Source organism: Pseudomonas sp. SYWMCR5 (genome assembly GCF_057197165.1).
In genome coordinates, this window is sequence record NZ_JBXUNH010000001.1 from 1,101,038 (window position 1) to 1,121,540 (window position 20,503).

Genomic DNA, 20,503 nt, shown 5'->3' on the forward strand with positions numbered 1-20,503 from the left:
CTGGAATCTGCGGTGCCCTTTTCGCGGGCAAGCCCGCTCCCACAAAAAAAAGCAGTCCTAGCCCCTGTGGGAGGGGCTTGCCCGCGAAAAGGGCACCGCCAGCCTCACTGACAGCGCCGCCAGAACTCATCCGCCAACCGCCGCAGATCCTGCGCCAACCCCGCCACATCACTGGCACTGCTGTGACTGCGCTGCCCCACATCCACCGTCGCCTCGCTGGCCTGGCGAATACTGACGATATTGCGGTTGATGCTCTCGCTGACCTGGCTCTGCTGCTCCACCGCTGCCGCGATCTGCAAACTCATCTCGTTGATCTGGTTGACCCGCACGCTGATGCTGTCGAGCGCATCGCTGGCCAGGCGCGCCTGCTCGACGCTATGCCCGGCGTGGGTGCTGCTCTGACGCATCACCTGTACCGCCGCACGGGTACCCTCCTGCAAGGCAGCGATCATGCGCTGGATCTCGTGGGTCGACTGCGCGGTACGCTGGGCCAGGCCACGCACCTCGTCGGCGACCACGGCAAAACCACGCCCCTGGTCGCCGGCACGCGCCGCCTCGATGGCGGCATTGAGTGCCAGCAGGTTGGTCTGCTCGGCAATGCCACGGATCACATCGATGACCCCGGAAATCTCGCCGCTGTGGTTTTCCAGTTGCTGGATCACCTCGCTCGCCTCCACCAGCGAACCGGCCAGGTCCTGGATCGCGCAGCGGTTGCGGTCGACCACTTGATGACCCGACTGGGTTTCGTCTTCGGCCTGGTCGGCAGCCATCGCCGCCAACTGCGCGCTACTGGCGACCTGGGCGACGCTGGCGCTCATCTGGTGGATCGCCGTGGCGACCTGGTCCGCCTCGCTCTGCTGCTCGAGGCTGTTGGCATGGCTGGTCTGCAGGGCTTCGGCCAGCGATCCGGAATGCCCGGCCAGGCGTGTCGAGGTATCGCCTATGCGCCCGACCACCGCCCCCAACTGCGCCTTGAGCATGCGCATGGCGAAGTCGATCTGGCCAATGTCATCGCGCCGCCCCGTGTACAACTGCTGGCTCAGTGGATTGTCGGCCACCGCCAGGGCCTGGGCACGCAGACGCTCGAACGGGCGCAACAGCCCCCACACGGCCAAGCTGCTCAGGCCCGCTGCCGCCAGCCACTCGATCAAAGACACCTGCCAGGCGCCGGCCGACCAGCCCTGCCCGACGCCGATCACCAGCGCCAGCACAGCGCCAATGCCCAGCGACAGCCGCGCCCGCAGGCCCGGCACCGGCAGACGCTCGCGCCAGCGCCACCGCCCTTCGCGCAAACGTGCATAGCAGCGCTCGGCCGCCGCGACCTGCTCGTCGAGTGGACGGGTGCGCACCGACTGGTACTCGACCGTCTGCCCCGCACTGCCGATGGGCGAGACGAAGGCGCTGACCCAGTAGTGATCACCGTTGCTGCAGCGGTTCTTCACCAGCCCCATCCACGAACGACCGGCCTTGAGCGTCTGCCACATCTGCTCGAAGGCCTGGGCAGGCATGTCAGGATGGCGGACCACATGATGCGGCTGGCCGAGCAACTGCTCGCGGGCAAACCCGCTGATACGCACGAAATCATCGTTGGCGTAGGTGATGCGGCTATCGAGGTCGGTGGTGGAAAGGATGTTGGCATCACCGGGATAATCCACTTGGCGACCGGTAACAGGCATATTGCACTTCATCGGAGGCTCTCATTGTTGTCGGGACAATCGGGAGGGCGTTCGACTCTAGGGGCAAACCCCGGACGGGCATTGATCCAGCGCAATGCCTTGGCAATTGGCCATCAATGATTGGAAACTGTCAGCGCTGTCAGCCAGGCGTCACGTTGCCGACCCGATTGAGGGGCTATAAGCAGAAAAAGGACAGGACATAAAGCCGGTTATCTAGGTGTTCTGTTCGCGGGCAAGCCCCCTCCCACAGGTACTTCCGTAACAGATGGTGTGCGAGCGGGCTTGCCCGCGCAGAACACGACACGTAACCAACCCTGCCAACTGACCGGTACCAGCACCGATGCGACGTCCCTCCCGCTCCTTCGTTCTCGCCACCCTGGCCATCCTCCTGCTGATCGCCGTGGCCGGTTGGTTGCGCCTGCGCCAGGACACGCCTGCCCCACGCGCGCAAAATGCCGTGCCGGTCAGGGTGGTCAGCGTCACCCAGCAGGACGTGCCGCGCTTTGCCAGCGCCATCGGCTCGGTACTGTCGTTGCACAGCGTCGATGTACGCCCGCAGGTCGAGGGCATCCTGACCCAGGTGCAGGTCAAGGAGGGCCAATGGGTCAAGGCAGGCGACCTGCTCGCCACCCTCGACGACCGCGCGATCCGCGCCAGTCTCGAGCAGGCTCGCGCCCAACTCGGCCAGAGCCAGGCACAGTTGCAGGTGGCCGGTGTCGACCTCAAGCGCTACCGCCTGCTGAGCAGCGACGACGGCGTCTCGAAACAGACCCTCGACCAGCAACAGGCGCTGGTGAATCAACTGCAGGCCACGGTCAAAGGTAACCAGGCAGCCATCGCCAATGCCGAAGTGCAGCTGTCGTACACGCAGATCCGCTCACCGGTGACCGGTCGCGTCGGCATTCGCAACGTCGACCCCGGCAACCTGGTGCGCAGCAGCGACACCCGGGGTCTGTTCAGCGTCACCCAGATCAACCCGATCGCCGTCGAGTTCGCCCTGCCGCAACAGATGCTGCCCAGCCTGCAGAACCTGCTCAAAGCCCCGTCACCAGCGCTGGTCGAGGCCTACATGGACGCCGACGGCGAACGCAGCCTGCTGGGCCAGGGCCACCTGGCGCTGATCGATAACCAGGTCTCGGCCAACACCGGCACCGTGCGTATCAAGGCCGAGTTCGACAACAAGGATGGCCGCTTGTGGCCGGGCCAACTGGTGACCATTCGCCTGCGCACCGCCATCGACGAGAACGCCCTGGTGGTGCCACCACCCGTGGTGCAGCGAGGCATCGATGGCCATTACGTCTACCGCCTCGATGGCGACAAGGTTGCCAGCGTGCCGGTGAAGGTGCTCTACCAGGACAGCGCGCTGAACGTCATCGCCGGGGTCAAGGCCGGTGATCGCCTGGTGCTCGACGGCCAGTCGCGCCTCAAGCCCGGGGCACGGGTCGAGGTCGCCCCCGACCTGCCCGCCAGCCCCGAAGTGGCCGACCGCCGGAGCCAGCCATGATCACCCGCAAAGGGGTTTCGGCCTGGTGCATCGACCACCCCATCGCCACCCTGCTACTGACCTTCGCCCTGGTGCTGCTGGGGGCCATCGCTTTCCCGCGCCTGCCGGTGGCCCCCTTGCCGGAAGCCGACTTCCCGACCATCCAGGTGACCGCGCAGCTTCCCGGCGCCAGCCCGGAAACCATGGCATCCTCGGTGGCGACGCCGCTGGAGGTACAGTTCAGCGCCATCCCCGGCATGACCCAGATGACCAGCAGCAGTGCCCTGGGCTCGACCACGCTGATCCTGCAGTTCACCCTCGACAAGAACATCGACACCGCCGCCCAGGAAGTCCAGGCCGCGATCAACACCGCCACTGCGCGCCTGCCGCAGGACCTACCCAGCCCACCGACCTGGCGCAAGGTCAACCCGGCCGACAGCCCCGTGCTGGTGCTGACCGTCAGCTCCGAGCAAATGCCCGGCAACGAGCTCAGCGACTACACCGAAACCCTGTTGGCGCGCCAGCTCAGCCAGATCGACGGGGTCGGCCTGATCAACATCACCGGCCAACTGCGCCCCGCGATCCGCGTACAAGCCCAGCCCGAGAAGCTCGCGGCCATCGGCCTGACCTTGGCCGATATCCGCCAGGCCATCCAGCAGACCAGCCTGAACCTGGCCAAGGGCGCGCTGTACGGCGAACACAGTGTCTCGACCATCGCCGCCAACGACCAGTTGTTCCACCCCGAAGACTACGCCCAACTGATCGTCAGCTACCGCAACGGCGCCCCGGTTCGCCTGCAGGACGTGGCCAAGGTGATCGAAGGCGCCGAGAACGCCTATGTCAAATCCTGGTCCGGCGACAAACCCGGGCTGAACCTGGTGATCTTCCGCCAGCCTGGCGCCAATATCGTCGACACCGTGGATCGCGTGCTCGACGCCCTGCCGCGCTTGCAGGAAATGCTTCCAGCCTCGGTCGAGGTGTCGGTGCTCAACGACCGCACCCAAACCATCCGCGCCTCGCTGCATGAAGTGGAACTCACTCTGATGATCGCGGTGATACTGGTGATCGGGGTGATGGCGCTGTTCCTGCGCCAGTGGTCGGCAACCCTGGTCGTCTCCAGCGTGCTGGGGGTGTCGCTGATCGCCAGTTGCGCGCTGATGTACGTGGCAGGCTTCAGCCTCAACAACCTCACCCTGGTGGCCATCGTCATCGCCGTGGGCTTCGTGGTCGATGACGCCATCGTGGTGGTGGAGAACATCCACCGTCACCTGGAAGCCGGAGACGACAGCCGCACGGCGGCAATCAAGGGCGCCGGCGAGATCGGCTTCACGGTGATCTCGATCAGCTTCTCGCTGATCGCCGCGTTCATTCCGCTGCTGTTCATGGGCGGCGTGGTCGGGCGGCTGTTCAAGGAGTTCGCCCTGACCGCCACCTCGACCATCTTGATTTCGGTGGTGGTGTCGCTGACCCTGGCGCCGACCCTCTGCGCGTTGTTCATGCGCAAACCGCCGCAGGAACACCACGACGGCTTCGGCCAGCGCCTGGTGCGCTGGTACGAAAAGGGCCTGGACCGCGCCCTCGCCCACCAGCGCCTGACGCTGGGTGTGTTCGGCCTGACCCTGGCGCTGGCAGTGGTCGGCTATATCGCCATCCCCAAGGGCTTCTTCCCGCTGCAGGACACCGGCTTCATCCTCGGCACCAGCGAGGCAGCCGCCAACGTGTCGTACCCGGCGATGATCGAGAAGCACAAGGCCCTGGCGAAGATCATTGAGGCCGACCCTGCGGTACGCGCCTTCTCCCACTCGGTCGGCGTCACCGGCAGCAACCAGACCATCGCCAACGGCCGCTTCTGGATCACCCTCAAGCCCCGCGGCGAGCGCGATGTATCAGCCAGCGAACTGATCGACCGCCTGCGCCCGAAACTCGCCCAGGTGCCCGGCATCGTCCTGTACCTGCGCGCCGGCCAGGACATCAACCTCAGCTCCGGCCCGTCGCGCACCCAGTACCAGTACGTGCTCAAGAGCAACGATGGCGTGGCCCTGAACCTGTGGACCCAGCGCCTGACCGACCGCCTGCGGGAAAACCCGGCGTTCCGTGACCTGTCCAACGACCTGCAGCTGGGCGCCAGCGTCACCCGCATCGACATCGACCGCCAGGCCGCCGCGCGCTTCGGCCTGACCACCACCGACGTCGACCAGGCGCTGTACGACGCCTTCGGCCAGCGCCAGATCAGCGAGTTCCAGACCGAGACCAACCAGTACAAGGTGATCCTCGAACTCGACGCCCGCCAGCGCGGCAAGGCCGAGAGCCTGAACTATTTCTACCTGCGCTCACCGTTGTCGGGCGAGATGGTGCCGCTGTCGGCCCTGGCCCATGTCGCACCGCCCAGCACCGGCCCGCTGTCGATCGCCCACGACGGCCTGTTCCCGGCCGCCAACCTGTCGTTCAACCTAGCCCCCGGCGTGGCCCTGGGTGATGCGGTGCGCATCCTCGAACAGACCCAGCGCGAGCTGGGCATGCCCGATGCCATCGTCGGCAGTTTCCAGGGCGCGGCACAAGCGTTCCAGAGTTCATTGTCGAGCCAGCCTTGGCTGATCCTCGCAGCACTGGTGGCGGTGTACATCATCCTTGGCGTGCTCTACGAGAGCTTCGTACACCCGCTGACGATCATCTCCACCCTGCCCTCGGCGGGCCTCGGTGCGCTGATCCTGCTCTGGGCCATGGGCCAGGACTTCACCATCATGGGGCTGATCGGCATCGTGCTGCTGATCGGCATCGTCAAGAAGAACGGCATCCTGCTCATCGACTTTGCCCTCGACGCCCAACGCAACCAGGGCATGACGCCCGAGCAGGCAATCCACCAGGCCTGCCTGACACGCTTCCGGCCGATCATCATGACCACCCTCGCCGCCCTGCTCGGCGCGGTGCCTTTGATGTTCGGCTTCGGAGCCGGTGCCGAGCTGCGCCAGCCGCTGGGCATCGCGGTGGTCGGTGGCCTGCTGGTCAGCCAGGCGCTGACGCTGTTCACCACCCCCGTCATATACTTGGCCCTGGAGCGCCTGTTCCACCGCCGCAAGGTCGCCAACGCGGCCGCGACCGCCAGTTGAGACAAACTCATGCGTGTGCTGATCGTCGAAGACGAAGAAAAAACCGCCGACTACCTGCATCGCGGCCTGACCGAGCAGGGCTTCACTGTCGATCTGGCCCGTGATGGCATCGATGGCCTGCACCTGGCGCTCGAGGGCGACTATGCGGTGATCGTGCTCGACGTCATGCTCCCGGGCCTGGATGGCTACGGCGTGCTGCGCGCCCTGCGTGCACGCAAGCAGACCCCGGTGATCATGCTCACCGCCCGCGAGCGCGTCGAGGACCGCATTCATGGCTTGCGCGAAGGTGCCGACGACTACCTGGGCAAGCCGTTCTCCTTCCTCGAACTGGTCGCCCGCCTGCAGGCTCTGACCCGCCGCAGCACCAGCCATGAGCCGCTGCAGATCCAAGTCGCCGACCTGTGGATCGACCTGATGGCACGCAAGGCCAGCCGCGCGGGCCAGCGTCTGGAGCTGACCGCCAAGGAGTTCTCGCTGCTCAGCGTGCTGGCCCGGCGCCAGGGCGAGATCCTGTCCAAGACCGCCATCGCCGAGCTGGTCTGGGACATCAATTTCGACAGCGACGCCAACGTTGTCGAGGTCGCAATCAAGCGCTTACGCGCCAAGCTCGACGGGCCGTTCGAAAACAAGCTGCTGCACACCATCCGAGGCATGGGCTATGTCCTGGAAAATCGTGCGGGCTAACTCCCTGGCCCTGCGCCTGTCGCTGCTGTTTACGCTAGTGGCGCTGGCGGTGTTCGTGCTGATCGGCAGCGCGTTGTACCGCCAGGTCGACCGCAGCCTCGACCTGCTGCCGGCGGCCGAGCTGGATGCGCGCTTCAGCGTGCTGGAGTCCACCCTCAACCGCTTCGGCACCCTGGAACACTGGGCGAAGATCCACAACAAACTCAACCTGCTGGCCGAAGAAGACCGGCGCATCCGCTTCTGGGTGGTCAGCGATGATCCGCGCTTCGAGTACGGCCACCCCAACGAGCAGTTGCGCCGCTTCGCCCAGGGGCCGGAAGGCATGCGCGACCTGCGCCTGGCCGACAACCCCTATCCGTTCAAGATCCTGGTCAGCCAACTGCCGGCCCTGGGTGAACGGCCGGCGGTACGCTTCATGATCGGTATCGACACACAAACCTTCTGGCAGGCCCAGCACAGCCTGCTGGTGGCCATTGTCGGCCTGGCCGTGCTCGGTGTGTTGCTGGCCTCGCTGCTCGCCTACTGGGTCGCACGCATCGGCCTGCGCCCGCTACTGGCGCTGTCGGCAGAAGCCCAGGCGCTGGCCCCGCCACGCCTGGACGGCCGCCTGCGCACCCAGGACCTGCCGCCGGAGCTGGCGCAGTTTGCCAAGGCCTTCAACGCCGCGCTCGACCGGGTCAGCCAGGCCTATTCGCGGCTCGAAGCCTTCAACGCCGACGTTGCCCACGAACTGCGCTCGCCGCTGACCAACCTGATCGGCCAGACCCAAGTGGCCTTGACCCGCGGGCGCAGCGCCGAGCACTACTTCGAAGTGCTGCAATCGAATCTGGAGGAGCTCGAGCGGTTGCGCAGCATCATCAACGACATGCTGTTCCTGGCCAGCGCCGACCAGGGCAGCAAGGCCACCGCGCTGACCCAGGCGTCACTGGCCGAGGAAGTGGCGACCACTCTGGACTACCTCGACTACATCCTCGAAGACGCGCGCGTCAGCGTCGAGGTCAGCGGCGATGCCCAGGCCCCAATCGAAAAGGCACAACTGCGCCGCGCGCTCATCAACCTGCTGAACAACGCGGTACAGCACACTGCGCCCGGGCAAGTGATCCAGGTACGGATCGATGTCGATAAGGAGCGGGTCAGCATCGCCGTGAGCAACCCCGGGCCGGCTATCGACGAGGCCCACCTGCCGTTGCTGTTCGAGCGTTTCTATCGGGTCGATGCCGCGCGCAGCAACAGCGGCGGTGGTAACCATGGGTTGGGCTTGGCGATCGTCAAGGCCATTGCGCTGATGCATGGCGGCAGCGTCTTTGTACGCAGCGAAGAGGGCGCCAATACTTTCGGCATCAACCTGCCGAGCGCTCAACTACGCGGGTTTAGGGTAAAAGTCTGAAGACCCACGCAGCAATTCTTACTTTTTGCGCAAGAGTGATTATCCTCTGCGGTACTGTTTCAAGTGCCTGTTCAGGACTAACTTAGCCCTGTCTTCACTCACACTTGCCACGCAAGAAGGTTGTTTCAAATGTCCAACAGTATGGGTATTGCCAGCGTCTTCGTCCTGTCGTCCCTGTTGTTGTCGCCCCTGGCCATGGCTGAGGAATCGCCGGCCTTCGTCGCCCGTAACGCAGAGATTGCCGCCACCCTGCAACAGTCGCAGGATGCCTATGCCGCGCAGCACCAAGGCGCGACGAAAGACGCGCAACAGACAGCTTCCAAAGTCTCGAACGATGTCAATGCCGACAGCTGATCGGCAGCCGGAACACGTCCTGTTTTCCCCCGGCTACGCCATGGGCAGTGCCTGTGTCGATATGTTAGCCTTTTAAAGCCGCTGCGCATCAGCGGCTTTTTTTATGCGCTTTATTTATCAGCCGGTTTGTAACGTCCCTCACAAGAAACTGCAATTCCGACAATTAGAAACTGCCCCACCGCTAGACCAAAGGAGCATTTACTCGTGTCCTTCGCTTTCCGTTTCACGCCACTGTTCGTTGCATTGGCCGCAACGATTCCCCACGCCGCCCAGGCGGACGACGACAAGGCTGATGGCTTCATCGAGGGTTCATCGCTGAACCTGCACTTTCGCAACGCCTACTTCAACCGCAACCAACTCAACCAGGGTGTGCGCGACAATCGCGAGTGGGGCCAGGGCGCCGTCGCCCGCTTCGAGTCGGGCTACACGCCCGGTGTGATCGGTTTCGGTGTCGATGCCCACGCCATGCTGGGCCTGAAGCTCGATGGCGGTGGCGGCCACGCTGGCACCAGCATCCTGCCGACCCACCAGAAGAACGAAGACGAACTGGGCGCCGCGCCGCATTCATTCTCCACCGCGGGCGCCGCGATCAAGCTCAAGGGCTTCGACACAGAACTGAAGGCCGGTGACCTGTTCCTCACCAACCCAGTGATCGCCGGTGGCGAGACGCGCATGCTGCCGCAGACCTTCCGTGGCGTGGCGCTGACCAACACCAGCGTCGACGGGTTGCTGCTCGAAGGCGGCCAGGTGAGCTTCACCAAGCCTTACAACCAGAGCGGCCACCGCCGCATCGACACCTACTATAGCCAGCAGACCGACGACCAGCGCAGCAAGCACCTGTCGTGGGCTGGCGCCGCGTGGAACGGCACCGAGAACATCACCGCCAACCTCTACGCCGCCGAACTGAAAGACATCTGGAACCAGTACTACGCCGACTTCGACTACACCTATGTGGTCAATGACCTGGTCAGCCTCAACCCGGGCGTGCACTTCTACCACACTCAGGACACTGGCCAGTCGAAACTGGGCAAGATCGACAACAACACCTACAGCCTGCACTTCACCGTGGCGGCCGGTCATCACAGCATCACTGCCGCCTACCAGCGGGTCAACGGCAATACGCCGTTCGACTACATCAACCTGGGCGACAGCATCTACCTCGACAACTCGCGCATGTACTCGGACTTCAACGGCCCCAACGAGCGCTCGTGGAAGCTGCAATACGACTATGACTTCGCAGGGCTCGGCATCCCGGGGCTGACCTCGTCGCTGTCGTATTCGCGCGGCAAGCTGGACCTCACCAAGGCTGATCCGAACAGCGTTGGCTATGGCCACTGGTACAGCGAGGACGGCAAGGATGCGCGCCACTGGGAACGCGACCTGGACGTGAAGTACGTGTTCCAGGAAGGCCAGTTCAAGGACCTGTCGGTGCTGCTGCGCTATGCCAGCCACCGTGGCAGCCAGGGGTACTCGGCCGTGGATAACGATAACGACGAGCTGCGTGTGATCGTCGACTATCCGCTGAACGTGTTCTGATCGGCCCTCTCTCAGCGGATGGCACCGGCGTTGCCGGTGATCGCGGGACGAGCCCGCTCCTACAGCCCTGTAGGGGCGGGCTTGTCCCGCGAAGCCCCTGATGCATTTCCGACGGACTAATCTTGTCCGACAATTGCCACTTCCCTAGAATATTGCCGCCGCTTTATAGCCCTACCCTCACGGAAAGAGGGGCCTATGCAGTAGCGAGCCTGATGTTGCACACTCGATCCCCGCGCCCCATCCTCCCCAGGCCTCACCCCGAGCTGATCCTCAACCTGGGCAGTTGCCTCGCCGTGCTCGCGATTTTAGGTATCGTCAGCTATCTGCTCGGCCGCGAACGGGACAGTGTCGAACAGTCCTCCATCCGCGCCTCGAACAACATCGTCCAGCTCATCGAAAGTGACATCCTGCGCAACGCCGAACTCTACGACCAGTCGCTCAAGGGCCTGATCTGGGCAGTCGGGCGCCGCGAGCTGCCGGAAGTCCCCGGCCCGCTGCGCCAACGCCTGCTGTTCAACCAGGCCTTCGTCGACCGCAGCCGCGGCGATGTGCTGTGGCTCGACGCCCAGGGCGACGTGGTGGGCGACTCCACCAGCATCATTCCACGCCAGGCCAACTTCGCCAGCACGAGGGTGTTCAAGGCCCACCAGGCCAATGCCAACCTCGGTCTGCTGGTCGGTCCACCGTTCAAGGCACAGCTGGGCGATCTCGATTGGTGCATCAGTTTCAGCCGGCGCATTCCCGGCCCCGGTGGTGAGTTCGCAGGCCTGGCGACCGGCGCCCTGCGCCTGTCCTATTTCAGCGAACTGTTCCAGCGCCTGGATATCGGCGAGCACAGCAGCATCAACCTGCTCAACACCAGCGGCCAGTTACTCGCTCGACAACCGAGCCGGCCACAAGACCTACCGATCGGCAGCGACTTCAGCCAGTACCCTATTTTCCAGCGCATTCTCAAGGCGCGCAGCGGCAGTTTCAGCGCACACTCGAACCTGTTCGACGAGCGGCGCATGTACACGTTCGCGCGCGTGGGCGAACTGCCGCTGATCGTGCTGGTGGCGCACTCGTCTTCCGAAGTCTTCCAGGCCTGGCGGCGCACGGCGCTGATCGTCGGCCTGGCCACGGGGGTGCTGTGCCTGGGCATACTCTGGCTGACCGTGCTGCTGGGGCGCGAACTGCGTCGGCGCCACGATGCCGAGCAGGGCCTGGCCACGCTGGCAGCCACCGACAGCCTCACGGGGCTGGCAAACCGACGTCGCCTCGATCAGGTCCTGCGTCAGGAATGGGCGCGCGCGCAACGCAACCGCACGGCGCTGGCGGTACTGATGGTGGATGTGGATCACTTCAAGGCGTTCAACCAGCGTCACGGCCACGCTGGCGGCGACCATGCCCTGCGTGAGGTGGCGCGCACCATCAATCGCTGCATCCGCAGGCCGGCCGATCTGGCAGCGCGCTACGGTGGCGAAGAATTTCAGGTGGTGCTGCCGGAAACCGAACTGGCCGGTGCGTTGCTGCTGGCCGAGCGCATTCGCCTGAGTGTCGAAGCGATGCCGCGATTCGGTGCCGATGAGCAGCCAATCACGGTCAGCATTGGCATCGGCCTTTACGAACCCGGCACCCAACACGACCTTACAGAAGTGCTGGGTGCCGCGGATGAAGCCCTTTACCGGGCCAAGGCGGGGGGCCGTAACCGGGTAGAAGGGCCTGTCACGCCTGTTGCTTAGGAGCGGGCGCGAGCAGCGTCACGCAGTGCTTTCACCTGGTCGTGATTGCGCTGTACGCCTTGCAGCTGGCGATCGACCAAGGTCAGCGCATTCTGCGCGCTGGGGTTATTGAGCTTAACGAGCTTTTCTCGGGCTTCCTTGTAGGCCTTCAGGGCATGGTCTTCGCCCCGCTCCACTTCGTTGAGCACCGCTTCTTCATCCTTGCCGGTCACCATCGACTTGAGGTTGACCCAGCCACGGTGAATATCACCGCTCAAGCTGGTCGAGGTCTCGGGATCGCCACCAAGATGACGTACTTCAGCCTGAAGTTCAGCAGCGGCCTGGTTACACGCCGTCGCTCGCTGGACGAAGAAGGTCTTCAGCTCAGGATTCTTGACGTCATCGGCCGACTCCTTGAAACCCTTTTCGCCGTCCTTGCTGTACTCGATCAGGTCGTTGAGCACGTCGATCACATCTTTGTTGGGGTTGCTCATGGCGTAACTCCTTGGCAGGTGATAGTCCCTATGACTGGAGCAGTCTTCATGCCAAGCCTGAACATAAAATAAAAAGCTTACAAATCAGTTACTTATTTAATAGCCGCGACGACAGTGAAACGGTGTTCTGCATGATCGCCGCTTGCGTGCTCGTGCAGATTGCAGGGTGGATACGCACAGCGATTGCTGTATGGTCGGCGCTTTCAGCGCACCAGGTTCACCGAATGAAACCCGAATCCTTGCAACTGCTGGTCACACGGACCATGCCCTTCGGCAAATACCAGGGCCGGATCATCGCCGACCTGCCGGGCGACTACCTGGCATGGTTCGCGCGCAAGGGCTTTCCGCCCGGCGAGCTGGGCGGGTTGCTGGCGTTGATGCATGAGATCGATCACAACGGCCTGGGCGAGTTGCTGGTGCCATTGCGGCACAAGCGTTGAGATCAGTGCTGGATGCTTCGCGGGCAAGCCTGCGAAGCATCCTCCAGCGCCTCCAGCCGATCACTTGGCCGGCGCCACCACCATCTCCACCCGCTCCCCCTTCTTGATCAGCGCGTACACCACCGCCGTCACCAGGCTCCCGGCCAGGATCGCCAGCAGGTACAGCAGCGCATGATTGATCGCGTTGGGGATCAGCAACACGAACAGTCCACCGTGCGGCGCCATCAGCTTGCAGCCAAAGTACATCGACAGCGCCCCCGTCAGCGCACCGCCGGCGATGCTCGCCGGAATCACCCGCAATGGGTCCTTCGCCGCGAAGGGAATCGCGCCCTCGGAGATGAAGCAAAGCCCCAGCACCAATGCCGCCTTGCCCGCCTCGCGCTCACTCTGGGCAAACTTGCGCCGGGCCAAAAAGGTAGCGATTCCCAGGCCGATCGGCGGCACCATTCCAGCGGCCATGGTCGCCGCCATCGGCGCGTAGCTCGACGAGGCCAGCAAGCCTACCGAGAACGCATAAGCCGCCTTGTTGATCGGCCCGCCGAGGTCGACGCACATCATCCCACCCAGCAGCAATCCGAGCAGGATCGCATTGGTGGTTCCCATGCTGTCGAGAAAACGCGTCAGTCCCTCGAGCATCGCCGCCACCGGATGACCGACCACGTAGATCATCACCAACCCGGTGAACAGGCTGGCCAACAGCGGGATGATCAGGATCGGCTTGAGCGCTTCGAGGCTGGTGGGCAGACGCGCCCAGCGGCTGATGGCCTTGGCGCTGTAGCCAGCAAGAAAGCCCGCGACGATACCGCCAATGAAACCCGCCCCCAGGGTGCTGGCCAGCAGGCCACCGATCATCCCTGGGGCCAGGCCCGGGCGGTCGGCGATGGACCAGGCGATATACCCCGCCAGCATCGGCACCATCAGCTTGAACGCCGCCTCTCCACCGATCTGCATCAAGGCCGCAGGCAAGGTGCCCGGCTCCTTGAACGCCTCGATGCCGAAGACGAACGACAGGGCGATCAGCAGCCCACCTGCCACCACCATCGGCAGCATGAACGACACGCCGGTCAACAGGTGTTTGTAGACACCGGCCTTTTCACTTTTCGCGGGCGTCTCGGCTGCGCCCTCGGCGCTTTCCAGCTTGGCGTCGGCCAGCGCCTTGTCGAGGGTCGCCCGCGCCTGCTTGAGGGCGATGCCGGTGCCGCATCGGTAGATGCGCTTGCCCGCGAAGCGTGCAGCCGGCACCTCGATGTCGGCTGCCAGCAGCACCACGTCCGCCTCGGCAATGGCGTCGGCCGTCAGCGGGTTGCGTGCGCCCACCGAGCCCTGGGTCTCGACACTGAAACCGTAGCCCAGCTCCCGGGCAGCCTGCTGCAAGGCTTCGGCCGCCATGAAGGTATGGGCCACACCGGTCGGGCAGGCGGTGACCGCCACGATACGGGGTGCAGCGCTGCAGCTTGGCACCTCGGCGCCGCTCGCTTCGAGCACCTTGGCGTTGGCCGCCGCTTCATCGAGGAAACCTTCGCGATCGGCCAGCGCCTGGGCCGGGGTGCTCTGGTACACCGGCTTGCCGACGAAGCGACTCAGGTCCACCGAACCCGTGCTGACCACCAGCACCCAGTCGGCCTCGGCGATCTGCGCAGAGCTCAGGCGCCGCTCGGGGTGCTCGGCATCCCACACCTCGACACTGGTACTCCAGCCCCGGCGTTGGGCCGCGGCGGCCAGCAAGCGTGCACTCAATACACTCGACACCTGGCCATTCGGGCAGGCGGTGACGATCGCAATGTTCATCGGCGAGCCTCTTGTTGTTGTTCTGTCAGTTGCACGGCAGCCTCCAGGCGCGACAGCTGTTCGCGGTCGTCGATGCCGAAGCCCACCTGGGTCACCGCCTGGGCAGCGATGGCCGTGGCGCGGCGCAAGGTCTGCCCGGCGCTCTCGGCCTGCAGCAGGCCATGAACCATGCCCGCCACCAGCGAGTCGCCCGCGCCCACGGTACTGGCGATGCGCACCTTGGGCGGCTGGGCATGCAGGGCCAGGTCAGCGGCGAACCAGTTCACCCCGTGCTCGCCCTGGGACACCACCACGTGAGTGACGCCGCTGTCGAGCAGACGCCGGGCGGCATCGCGCTGCTCGGAAAAAGCCTGCACGGTGATGCCGAAAAGCTCGCCCAGCTCATCGGTATTGGGCTTGACCAACCAGGGTGTGCTTTGCAGACCGGCGCGCAAGGCTTCGCCGCTGGTGTCCAACGCCACCTTCAGGCCCTGCGCGGCCAACTGTCCCAGCAACTGGCAGAACCACTGCGTGCTGACGCCACGAGGCAAGCTGCCTGCCACCACCACCACGTCATGCCCGGCTGCCCGCTGTGCCAGGTACTCGAGCAGCTCGGCCTGGGCCGCGTCGTCGACCTGCGGGCCCTGGCCATTGACATCGGTGACCCGGCCATCGGCCTCGACCAGCTTGATGTTGGTGCGGGTTTCGCCCGACACGCGAACGAAACCGTCGTCGAAGCCGCGGCGGGCAATCAGCGCTTCGAAAGGCTGCAGGTTGTCGCGCCCCAGAAAGCCGCTGACCGTCACCTGATGCCCAAGGTCAGCCAGCACCTGGGCAACGTTCAGGCCCTTGCCGGCGGCGTGGCTGCGCTGGTCATGGGTGCGATTGACCTCACCGGCGTGCAGGCGCTCGAGGGTTACCGTGAGGTCGATCGCAGGGTTGAGGGTCAGGGTAAGAATCTTGGCCATTTCAATAACGCTCCACCAGCGCCCGTACCGCCTCGGCGCTGTCCTGTTGCAGGGCCTCGCGCGCCAGGGCACGGGCCGTCGGGTAATCGGCCTGGCGCACCAGGGCCTTGACTTCGGCGACGCTGCGCGCCGCGACGCTCAGTTCGTCCACCGCCAGCCCCAGCAGCACCGGCACTGCCTGCGGGTCGGCCGCCAGTTCACCGCACACGCCCACCCACTTGCCTTCGGCATGGGCGGCGCGCACGGTCATGTCGATCAGTTGCAGCACCGCCGGGTGCAGACCATCGGCCTGGGCCGACAGGCTCGGATGGCCGCGGTCGATGGCCAGGGCGTACTGGGTCAGGTCGTTGGTGCCGATGCTGAAGAAGTCCACCTCCCGGGCCAGTTGCGGGGCCAGCAGCGCAGCCGACGGCACCTCGACCATGATCCCCACCTGCAGGTCATTGACCGGGATCTCCTCACGCAGCCGCTCGACCATGGCTTTGGCCGCGCGCCACTCATGCATCTGGCCGACCATCGGGAACATGATCCGCAGTGGCCGGTCGTCGGCCGCGCGCAGCAAGGCGCGCAACTGCTCCTCCATGACCTGCGGACGCTGCAGGGTCAGGCGCACGCCACGCACGCCGAGGAAGGGGTTGTCTTCATCGGCGATCGGCCAGTAGGGCAAGGGCTTGTCACCGCCCACATCGAGGGTGCGCACCACCAACGGGCGCCCCTGCAGGCCATCGAGCACGCGGCGATACTCGGCTTCCTGGGTGGCCACATCCGGCAGTTGCGGATGAGCCATGAAGATCAGTTCGGTGCGTAACAGGCCGACGCCTTCGGCGCCAAGCTCCACCACCTTGTCGATGCCACTGCTGTCACCGATGTTGGCGAAGACTTCGACGGCATGGCCATCGCGGGTCACGGCCGGCTCATGGCGTTTGACCCAGGCGGCCTGCAGACGCTGCTCACGCTGATCGCGTTCGGCCAACGCACGCTGCAGCTCATCGGCAGGCGGCGCAACGCTGACCTTGCCCCGTTGCCCGTCGAGCAACAGCGGCGTACCCGCCTCCACCAGCAGGATCGCCGCCCCGGCACCGACCACCGCCGGAATGCCCAAAGCGCGGGCAACGATGGCGCTGTGCGCGGTGGCCCCGCCTTGCGCGGTCACGATGCCAGCAACCCGCGCCGGGTCGAGACGCGCCACATCGGACGGCCCGACTTCAGCCATCACCAGCACATAAGGCTGTTGCGGCTCGGCCTGCTCGGCGACGCCACACAGCTGCGCCAGCACCCTTCGGCCAATGTCGCGCAGGTCGGCGGCACGTTCGGCGAGCAACGCATCGCGCAGCGCCTCCTGTTGGCTTGCGGCCGCCTCGATCACCGCCATCCACGCCGCTGCGGCACTTTCGCCCTGGGCCAGGCGCAGGTCCACCTCATCGCCCAGTGCCGGGTCGGCGAGCATCTCCTGGTGTGTGATGAAGATCTCACCGATGGCCTTGTCGCTGCGTTGCACCAGTGTCTGCAGCTCGGCGTTGACCGCTGCCAGGGCAGCACGCAGCCTGGCACGTTCCTGGGCGCAGGATTCGCCGCGCAGCGGATAATCGATCTGGCGCTCAATCCGTACATGGGCCGGCCCGCTGGCGATGCCTGGCGCTGCACCGACGCCCTGGACCTGGCTACCGGGCAGCGGCGCTTGCAAGGTTTCGCCCACCACCTCGGCGACCGGCAGGGCATGCGCCGGCAACGGTTCGACGTCCTCGCCCAGGCCCTGTTCGATGGCTTCCAGCAACACCGGCAGGGCATCACTGGCGATGGCCGGCTCGGCGATCAGCTCCAGTTCCTGCCCACGCCGAGCCCCTAGTGACAGCAGGCGGCTCAGGCTTTTCACCGATACGCCGGGATGGCCGCTGTCGGTCAGGCGGATGCGGATCTCACCCTCGAAGCCCTTGGCCAGTTGCGCCAGCACCTTCGCCGGGCGGGCATGCAGGCCATGGGGGTTGGCCAGTATCACGCGCACGCTGGGCCAATCTGGCGGCGCCTCGCCGCCCAGCACCTGCAGCACATCGCGGCTGCTGGTGGCCTGGTAGAGGGTCTGCCCGCGCCCTTCGATCAGCACCTGACACAGGCGCTCGAGCAAGGCCTGGTGCGCAGCGCCAAGGCTGGCCAGGCAGAACAGGCCGTTCAACGGCTGGTCACGATGACGCAGGGGCTGCTGCGGCGTCACGAACGCCAGGCCAGGCTGCAGCACATCGCGCTCGCTGTGCAACCACCACAACCCCTCTCCCAACGGCAGTGGCTCGGCCTGCTGCAACAGCGCTGCGAAACCGCTGTCTACACAGCCGCCACGCTGCAGCAGGCGCGCACCGCGCCAGGCCAGTTCAGCGAAGTCTTCGGCGGGCAGGTTCAGACCGATCAGCTGTGCATCCAGCGCCAGTTCACGCGGCGCCCCCTGCAACAGCTTGAGCAGTGCGTCGGCAGAGCTGGCGCGGCGCAGCGCCTCGGCCAGGTCGGTTTCACCGAGGGCACGCGTCAGCAGTTGCAGCAGGCGCAGGTGTTCGTCAGAGCGCGCGGCGATGCCGATCGCCAGGTAGACGATTTGCCCATCGCCCCAGTCCACCCCCTCGGGAAACTGCAACAGGCGAACACCGGTGGCGTACACCAGGTCGCGGGTCTGCGGGGTACCGTGGGGAATGGCGATGCCTTGGCCAAGGAACGTGGAGCCCTGCGCCTCGCGAGCCTCAAGGCCCTGGAGGTAACCCTCGGCGACCAGGCCATCGCTGACCAGCCGATCGGCCAGCAGGCGCAGTGCCGCTGCTTTATCGCTGGCAACCTGGCCCATGGCTATCTGCTCTCTCGCGAGCTCGAGCATGACCTTCTCCTTTTGCAGTACCCGTCGCTCGGGACTGAGGTTATTGTTGTGGGATTCAACGCGTTTTTTCACCCGCGGGCTCAGGGGCAGTTCCCGTTCAATCGGATGCTGAAACGTTTAATCTGACCAGGCGGCCACGTTACTCGATAATCTGCGTAGGAAAAAGCCCCAGTTTGTCGGAACAATTGCGACAATGGTCGCCTGCACTTGGACACAATTCTGAGTAAGACTAACCGATCAGGCGCCCCAGGCTGCCCCGGTAATAACAAGGAAAATGCGGTGAAACTCAGCGATATCGCACGTCTGGCCGGTGTTTCCGTGACCACTGCCAGCTACGTCATCAACGGCAAGGCCGAACAGCAGCGCATCAGCAGCGCCACCGTCGAGCGGGTGCGCGCCGTGGTCGATGCCCACGACTTCACGCCCAACCCCCAGGCTGCCGGCCTGCGCAGTCGGCACACACGCACCCTCGGCTTCATCCTCCCGGACCTGGAAAACCCCAGCTACGCACGCATCGCCAAGCAGCTCGAACAGGGCGCGCGAGCCCGTGGCTACCAGTTGCTGATCGCCAGCAGTGATGACCAACCCGAGAGCGAACGCCAACTGCAGCAGTTGTTCCGCGCTCGCCGCTGCGATGCGTTGTTCGTCGCCAGTTGCCTGCCGCCGGAAGATGACAGTTATCGCGAAATGCAGAACAAGGGCCTGCCAGTGATTGCCATCGACCGCCGCCTCGACCCCGCGCACTTCTGCTCGGTGATCAGTGACGACCGCGATGCCAGCCGCCAACTCACCGAAAGCCTGCTGGGCAGCAAGCCTCGCAGCATCGCCTTGATCGGTGCGCGTCCGGAGCTGTCGGTCAGCCAGGCCCGCGCCGGGGGGTTCGACGAGGCCCTGCAAGGTTTTGATGGCGAAGTTCGCCGCTACGAAGGCGACGCCTTCAGCCGCGCCTGTGGCCAGCGCCTGATGGAAACGCTGATCGACGAGCTCGGCGACCTGCCCGATGCCCTGGTGACGACCTCCTACGTATTGCTGCAAGGCGTGTTCGACGCCCTGCAAGCCCGTGCCAGCGGGCCACGTGGGCTGCAACTGGGCACCTTCGGCGACAACCAGTTGCTCGACTTCCTGCCGCTGCCGGTCAACGCCATGGCCCAGCAGCACGGTCAGATCGCCGCCACCGCACTGGAGCTGGCCCTGGCCGCCATCGAGCAGAAGACCTACGCCCCAGGCGTACATGCCGTGGCGCGAACCTTCAAGCAGCGCATTTCGGCCTGAACATGCGCCTGATCGACACCCATACCCACCTGGACTTCCCCGACTTCGACGCCGACCGCGAGCGCCTGCTGGCCAACGCAGCGGCGCTGGGGGTCGAGCGCATGGTGGTACTGGGGGTGGATCAGGGCAACTGGCAGCGGGTCTGGGACCTGGCTTGCAGCGATGCACGCCTGCCAGCCGCCCTCGGCCTGCACCCGGTGTACCTCGAGCAGCACCGGCCCGAACACCTGGCGCAACTGCGCGCGTGGCTAGAACGCCTGCGCGGCGATCCACGCCTGTGTGCGGTCGGCGAGTTCGGCCTGGACTATTACCTGCCCGAGCTCGACAAGGACCGCCAGCAGGCCTTGTTCGAAGCGCAATTGCAGATGGCCTGCGACTTCGAATTGCCTGCGCTGCTGCACGTACGCCGCAGCCACGCCCAGGTGATCGCCACGCTCAAGCGCTACAAGCCCGTACGCGCCGGCATCATCCACGCCTTCGCCGGCAGCTACGAAGAAGCACGCGAATACATCAAGCTCGGCTTCAAGCTGGGCCTGGGTGGCGCCGCCACCTGGCCGCAGGCCTTGCGCCTGCGCAAGACCTTGCCGCGCTTGCCGCTGGAGAGCGTGGTACTGGAGACCGACGCGCCAGACATGCCGCCGGTGATGCACCCCGGCGCGCGCAACAGCCCCGAGCATCTGCCCGATATCGCCCGAGCGCTGGCCGAGATCATGGGGGTGGAGTGCGTGGCGCTGGCCGAGGCCAGTACGCGCAACGCCTGTGAGCTGTTCGGCTGGTAGCC

The 20,503-nt window shown here is 65.2% G+C and carries 15 protein-coding genes; 10 read left to right on the forward strand and 5 right to left on the reverse strand.

The features are described from left to right. Nucleotides 1-104 precede the first annotated feature (104 nt). A complete protein-coding gene (locus AC2CGW_RS05130; protein WP_484573621.1) occupies nucleotides 105-1,688 on the reverse strand; it encodes a methyl-accepting chemotaxis protein in 1,584 nt (527 codons plus the stop codon). A gap of 328 nt (nucleotides 1,689-2,016) precedes the next feature. Between AC2CGW_RS05130 and AC2CGW_RS05135 the strand changes: the two genes are divergently transcribed. From AC2CGW_RS05135 to AC2CGW_RS05165, 7 genes are all read left to right on the forward strand, one after another. After that, a complete protein-coding gene (locus tag AC2CGW_RS05135) occupies nucleotides 2,017-3,180 on the forward strand; it encodes an efflux RND transporter periplasmic adaptor subunit (RefSeq protein ID WP_484573622.1) in 1,164 nt (387 codons plus the stop codon). Further along, nucleotides 3,177-6,266 carry a multidrug efflux RND transporter permease subunit gene (locus tag AC2CGW_RS05140; RefSeq protein ID WP_484573623.1) on the forward strand — a complete coding sequence of 1,030 codons (3,090 nt, stop codon included), beginning with the start codon at nucleotides 3,177-3,179 and terminating at the stop codon, nucleotides 6,264-6,266. Before AC2CGW_RS05135 ends, AC2CGW_RS05140 begins: the two co-directional genes overlap by 4 nt. 9 nt (nucleotides 6,267-6,275) lie before the next feature. Beyond that, nucleotides 6,276-6,950 carry a heavy metal response regulator transcription factor gene (locus AC2CGW_RS05145; protein WP_484573624.1) on the forward strand — a complete coding sequence of 225 codons (675 nt, stop codon included), beginning with the start codon at nucleotides 6,276-6,278 and terminating at the stop codon, nucleotides 6,948-6,950. Beyond that, complete coding sequence (locus AC2CGW_RS05150) at nucleotides 6,925-8,337, forward strand: heavy metal sensor histidine kinase (protein ID WP_484573625.1); 1,413 nt, start codon at nucleotides 6,925-6,927, stop codon at nucleotides 8,335-8,337. The genes AC2CGW_RS05145 and AC2CGW_RS05150 overlap by 26 nt, the downstream gene beginning before the upstream one ends. A gap of 129 nt (nucleotides 8,338-8,466) precedes the next feature. After that, nucleotides 8,467-8,691, forward strand: coding sequence for a hypothetical protein (locus AC2CGW_RS05155; RefSeq protein WP_186668326.1), 225 nt, complete (start codon nucleotides 8,467-8,469; stop codon nucleotides 8,689-8,691). A 204-nt stretch (nucleotides 8,692-8,895) separates the two neighbouring features. Continuing rightward, entirely contained in the window at nucleotides 8,896-10,227 is a 1,332-nt protein-coding gene (locus AC2CGW_RS05160; protein ID WP_484573626.1) for an OprD family porin, read from the forward strand. A gap of 215 nt (nucleotides 10,228-10,442) precedes the next feature. Beyond that, nucleotides 10,443-11,948 carry a GGDEF domain-containing protein gene (locus AC2CGW_RS05165; protein ID WP_484573690.1) on the forward strand — a complete coding sequence of 502 codons (1,506 nt, stop codon included), beginning with the start codon at nucleotides 10,443-10,445 and terminating at the stop codon, nucleotides 11,946-11,948. Here the strand turns inward: AC2CGW_RS05165 and AC2CGW_RS05170 are convergent. Further along, the gene (locus AC2CGW_RS05170; RefSeq protein WP_186668330.1) at nucleotides 11,945-12,421 is read right to left on the reverse strand and encodes a ferritin-like domain-containing protein; all 477 of its coding nucleotides are present in this window, start codon (nucleotides 12,419-12,421) and stop codon (nucleotides 11,945-11,947) included. The two genes, AC2CGW_RS05165 and AC2CGW_RS05170, sit on opposite strands and share 4 nt — an antisense overlap. A 224-nt stretch (nucleotides 12,422-12,645) precedes the next feature. Here AC2CGW_RS05170 and AC2CGW_RS05175 point away from each other — a divergent pair, with 224 nt between their 5' ends. After that, nucleotides 12,646-12,861 carry a DUF3820 family protein gene (locus tag AC2CGW_RS05175; protein WP_054892498.1) on the forward strand — a complete coding sequence of 72 codons (216 nt, stop codon included), beginning with the start codon at nucleotides 12,646-12,648 and terminating at the stop codon, nucleotides 12,859-12,861. 60 nt (nucleotides 12,862-12,921) lie between these two features. Here the strand turns inward: AC2CGW_RS05175 and AC2CGW_RS05180 are convergent, their stop codons facing one another. The 3 genes from AC2CGW_RS05180 to ptsP are packed head-to-tail and all read right to left on the reverse strand — an operon-like array spanning nucleotide 12,922 to nucleotide 18,450. Then, the gene (locus AC2CGW_RS05180; RefSeq protein WP_484573627.1) at nucleotides 12,922-14,649 is read right to left on the reverse strand and encodes a PTS fructose-like transporter subunit IIB; all 1,728 of its coding nucleotides are present in this window, start codon (nucleotides 14,647-14,649) and stop codon (nucleotides 12,922-12,924) included. Then, nucleotides 14,646-15,596 (reverse strand): 1-phosphofructokinase, encoded by a 951-nt coding sequence (gene pfkB / locus AC2CGW_RS05185; RefSeq protein ID WP_186668335.1) that lies wholly within the window; start codon nucleotides 15,594-15,596, stop codon nucleotides 14,646-14,648. The genes AC2CGW_RS05180 and pfkB overlap by 4 nt, the downstream gene beginning before the upstream one ends. 1 nt (nucleotide 15,597) lies before the next feature. Further along, complete coding sequence (gene ptsP, locus AC2CGW_RS05190) at nucleotides 15,598-18,450, reverse strand: phosphoenolpyruvate--protein phosphotransferase (RefSeq protein WP_484573628.1); 2,853 nt, start codon at nucleotides 18,448-18,450, stop codon at nucleotides 15,598-15,600. A 279-nt stretch (nucleotides 18,451-18,729) separates the two neighbouring features. Between ptsP and cra the strand changes: the two genes are divergently transcribed. Continuing rightward, entirely contained in the window at nucleotides 18,730-19,722 is a 993-nt protein-coding gene (gene cra / locus AC2CGW_RS05195) for a catabolite repressor/activator (RefSeq protein WP_426351707.1), read from the forward strand. A 2-nt stretch (nucleotides 19,723-19,724) separates the two neighbouring features. Continuing rightward, complete coding sequence (locus AC2CGW_RS05200) at nucleotides 19,725-20,501, forward strand: TatD family hydrolase (protein ID WP_484573629.1); 777 nt, start codon at nucleotides 19,725-19,727, stop codon at nucleotides 20,499-20,501. Nucleotides 20,502-20,503: the final 2 nt, after the last annotated feature.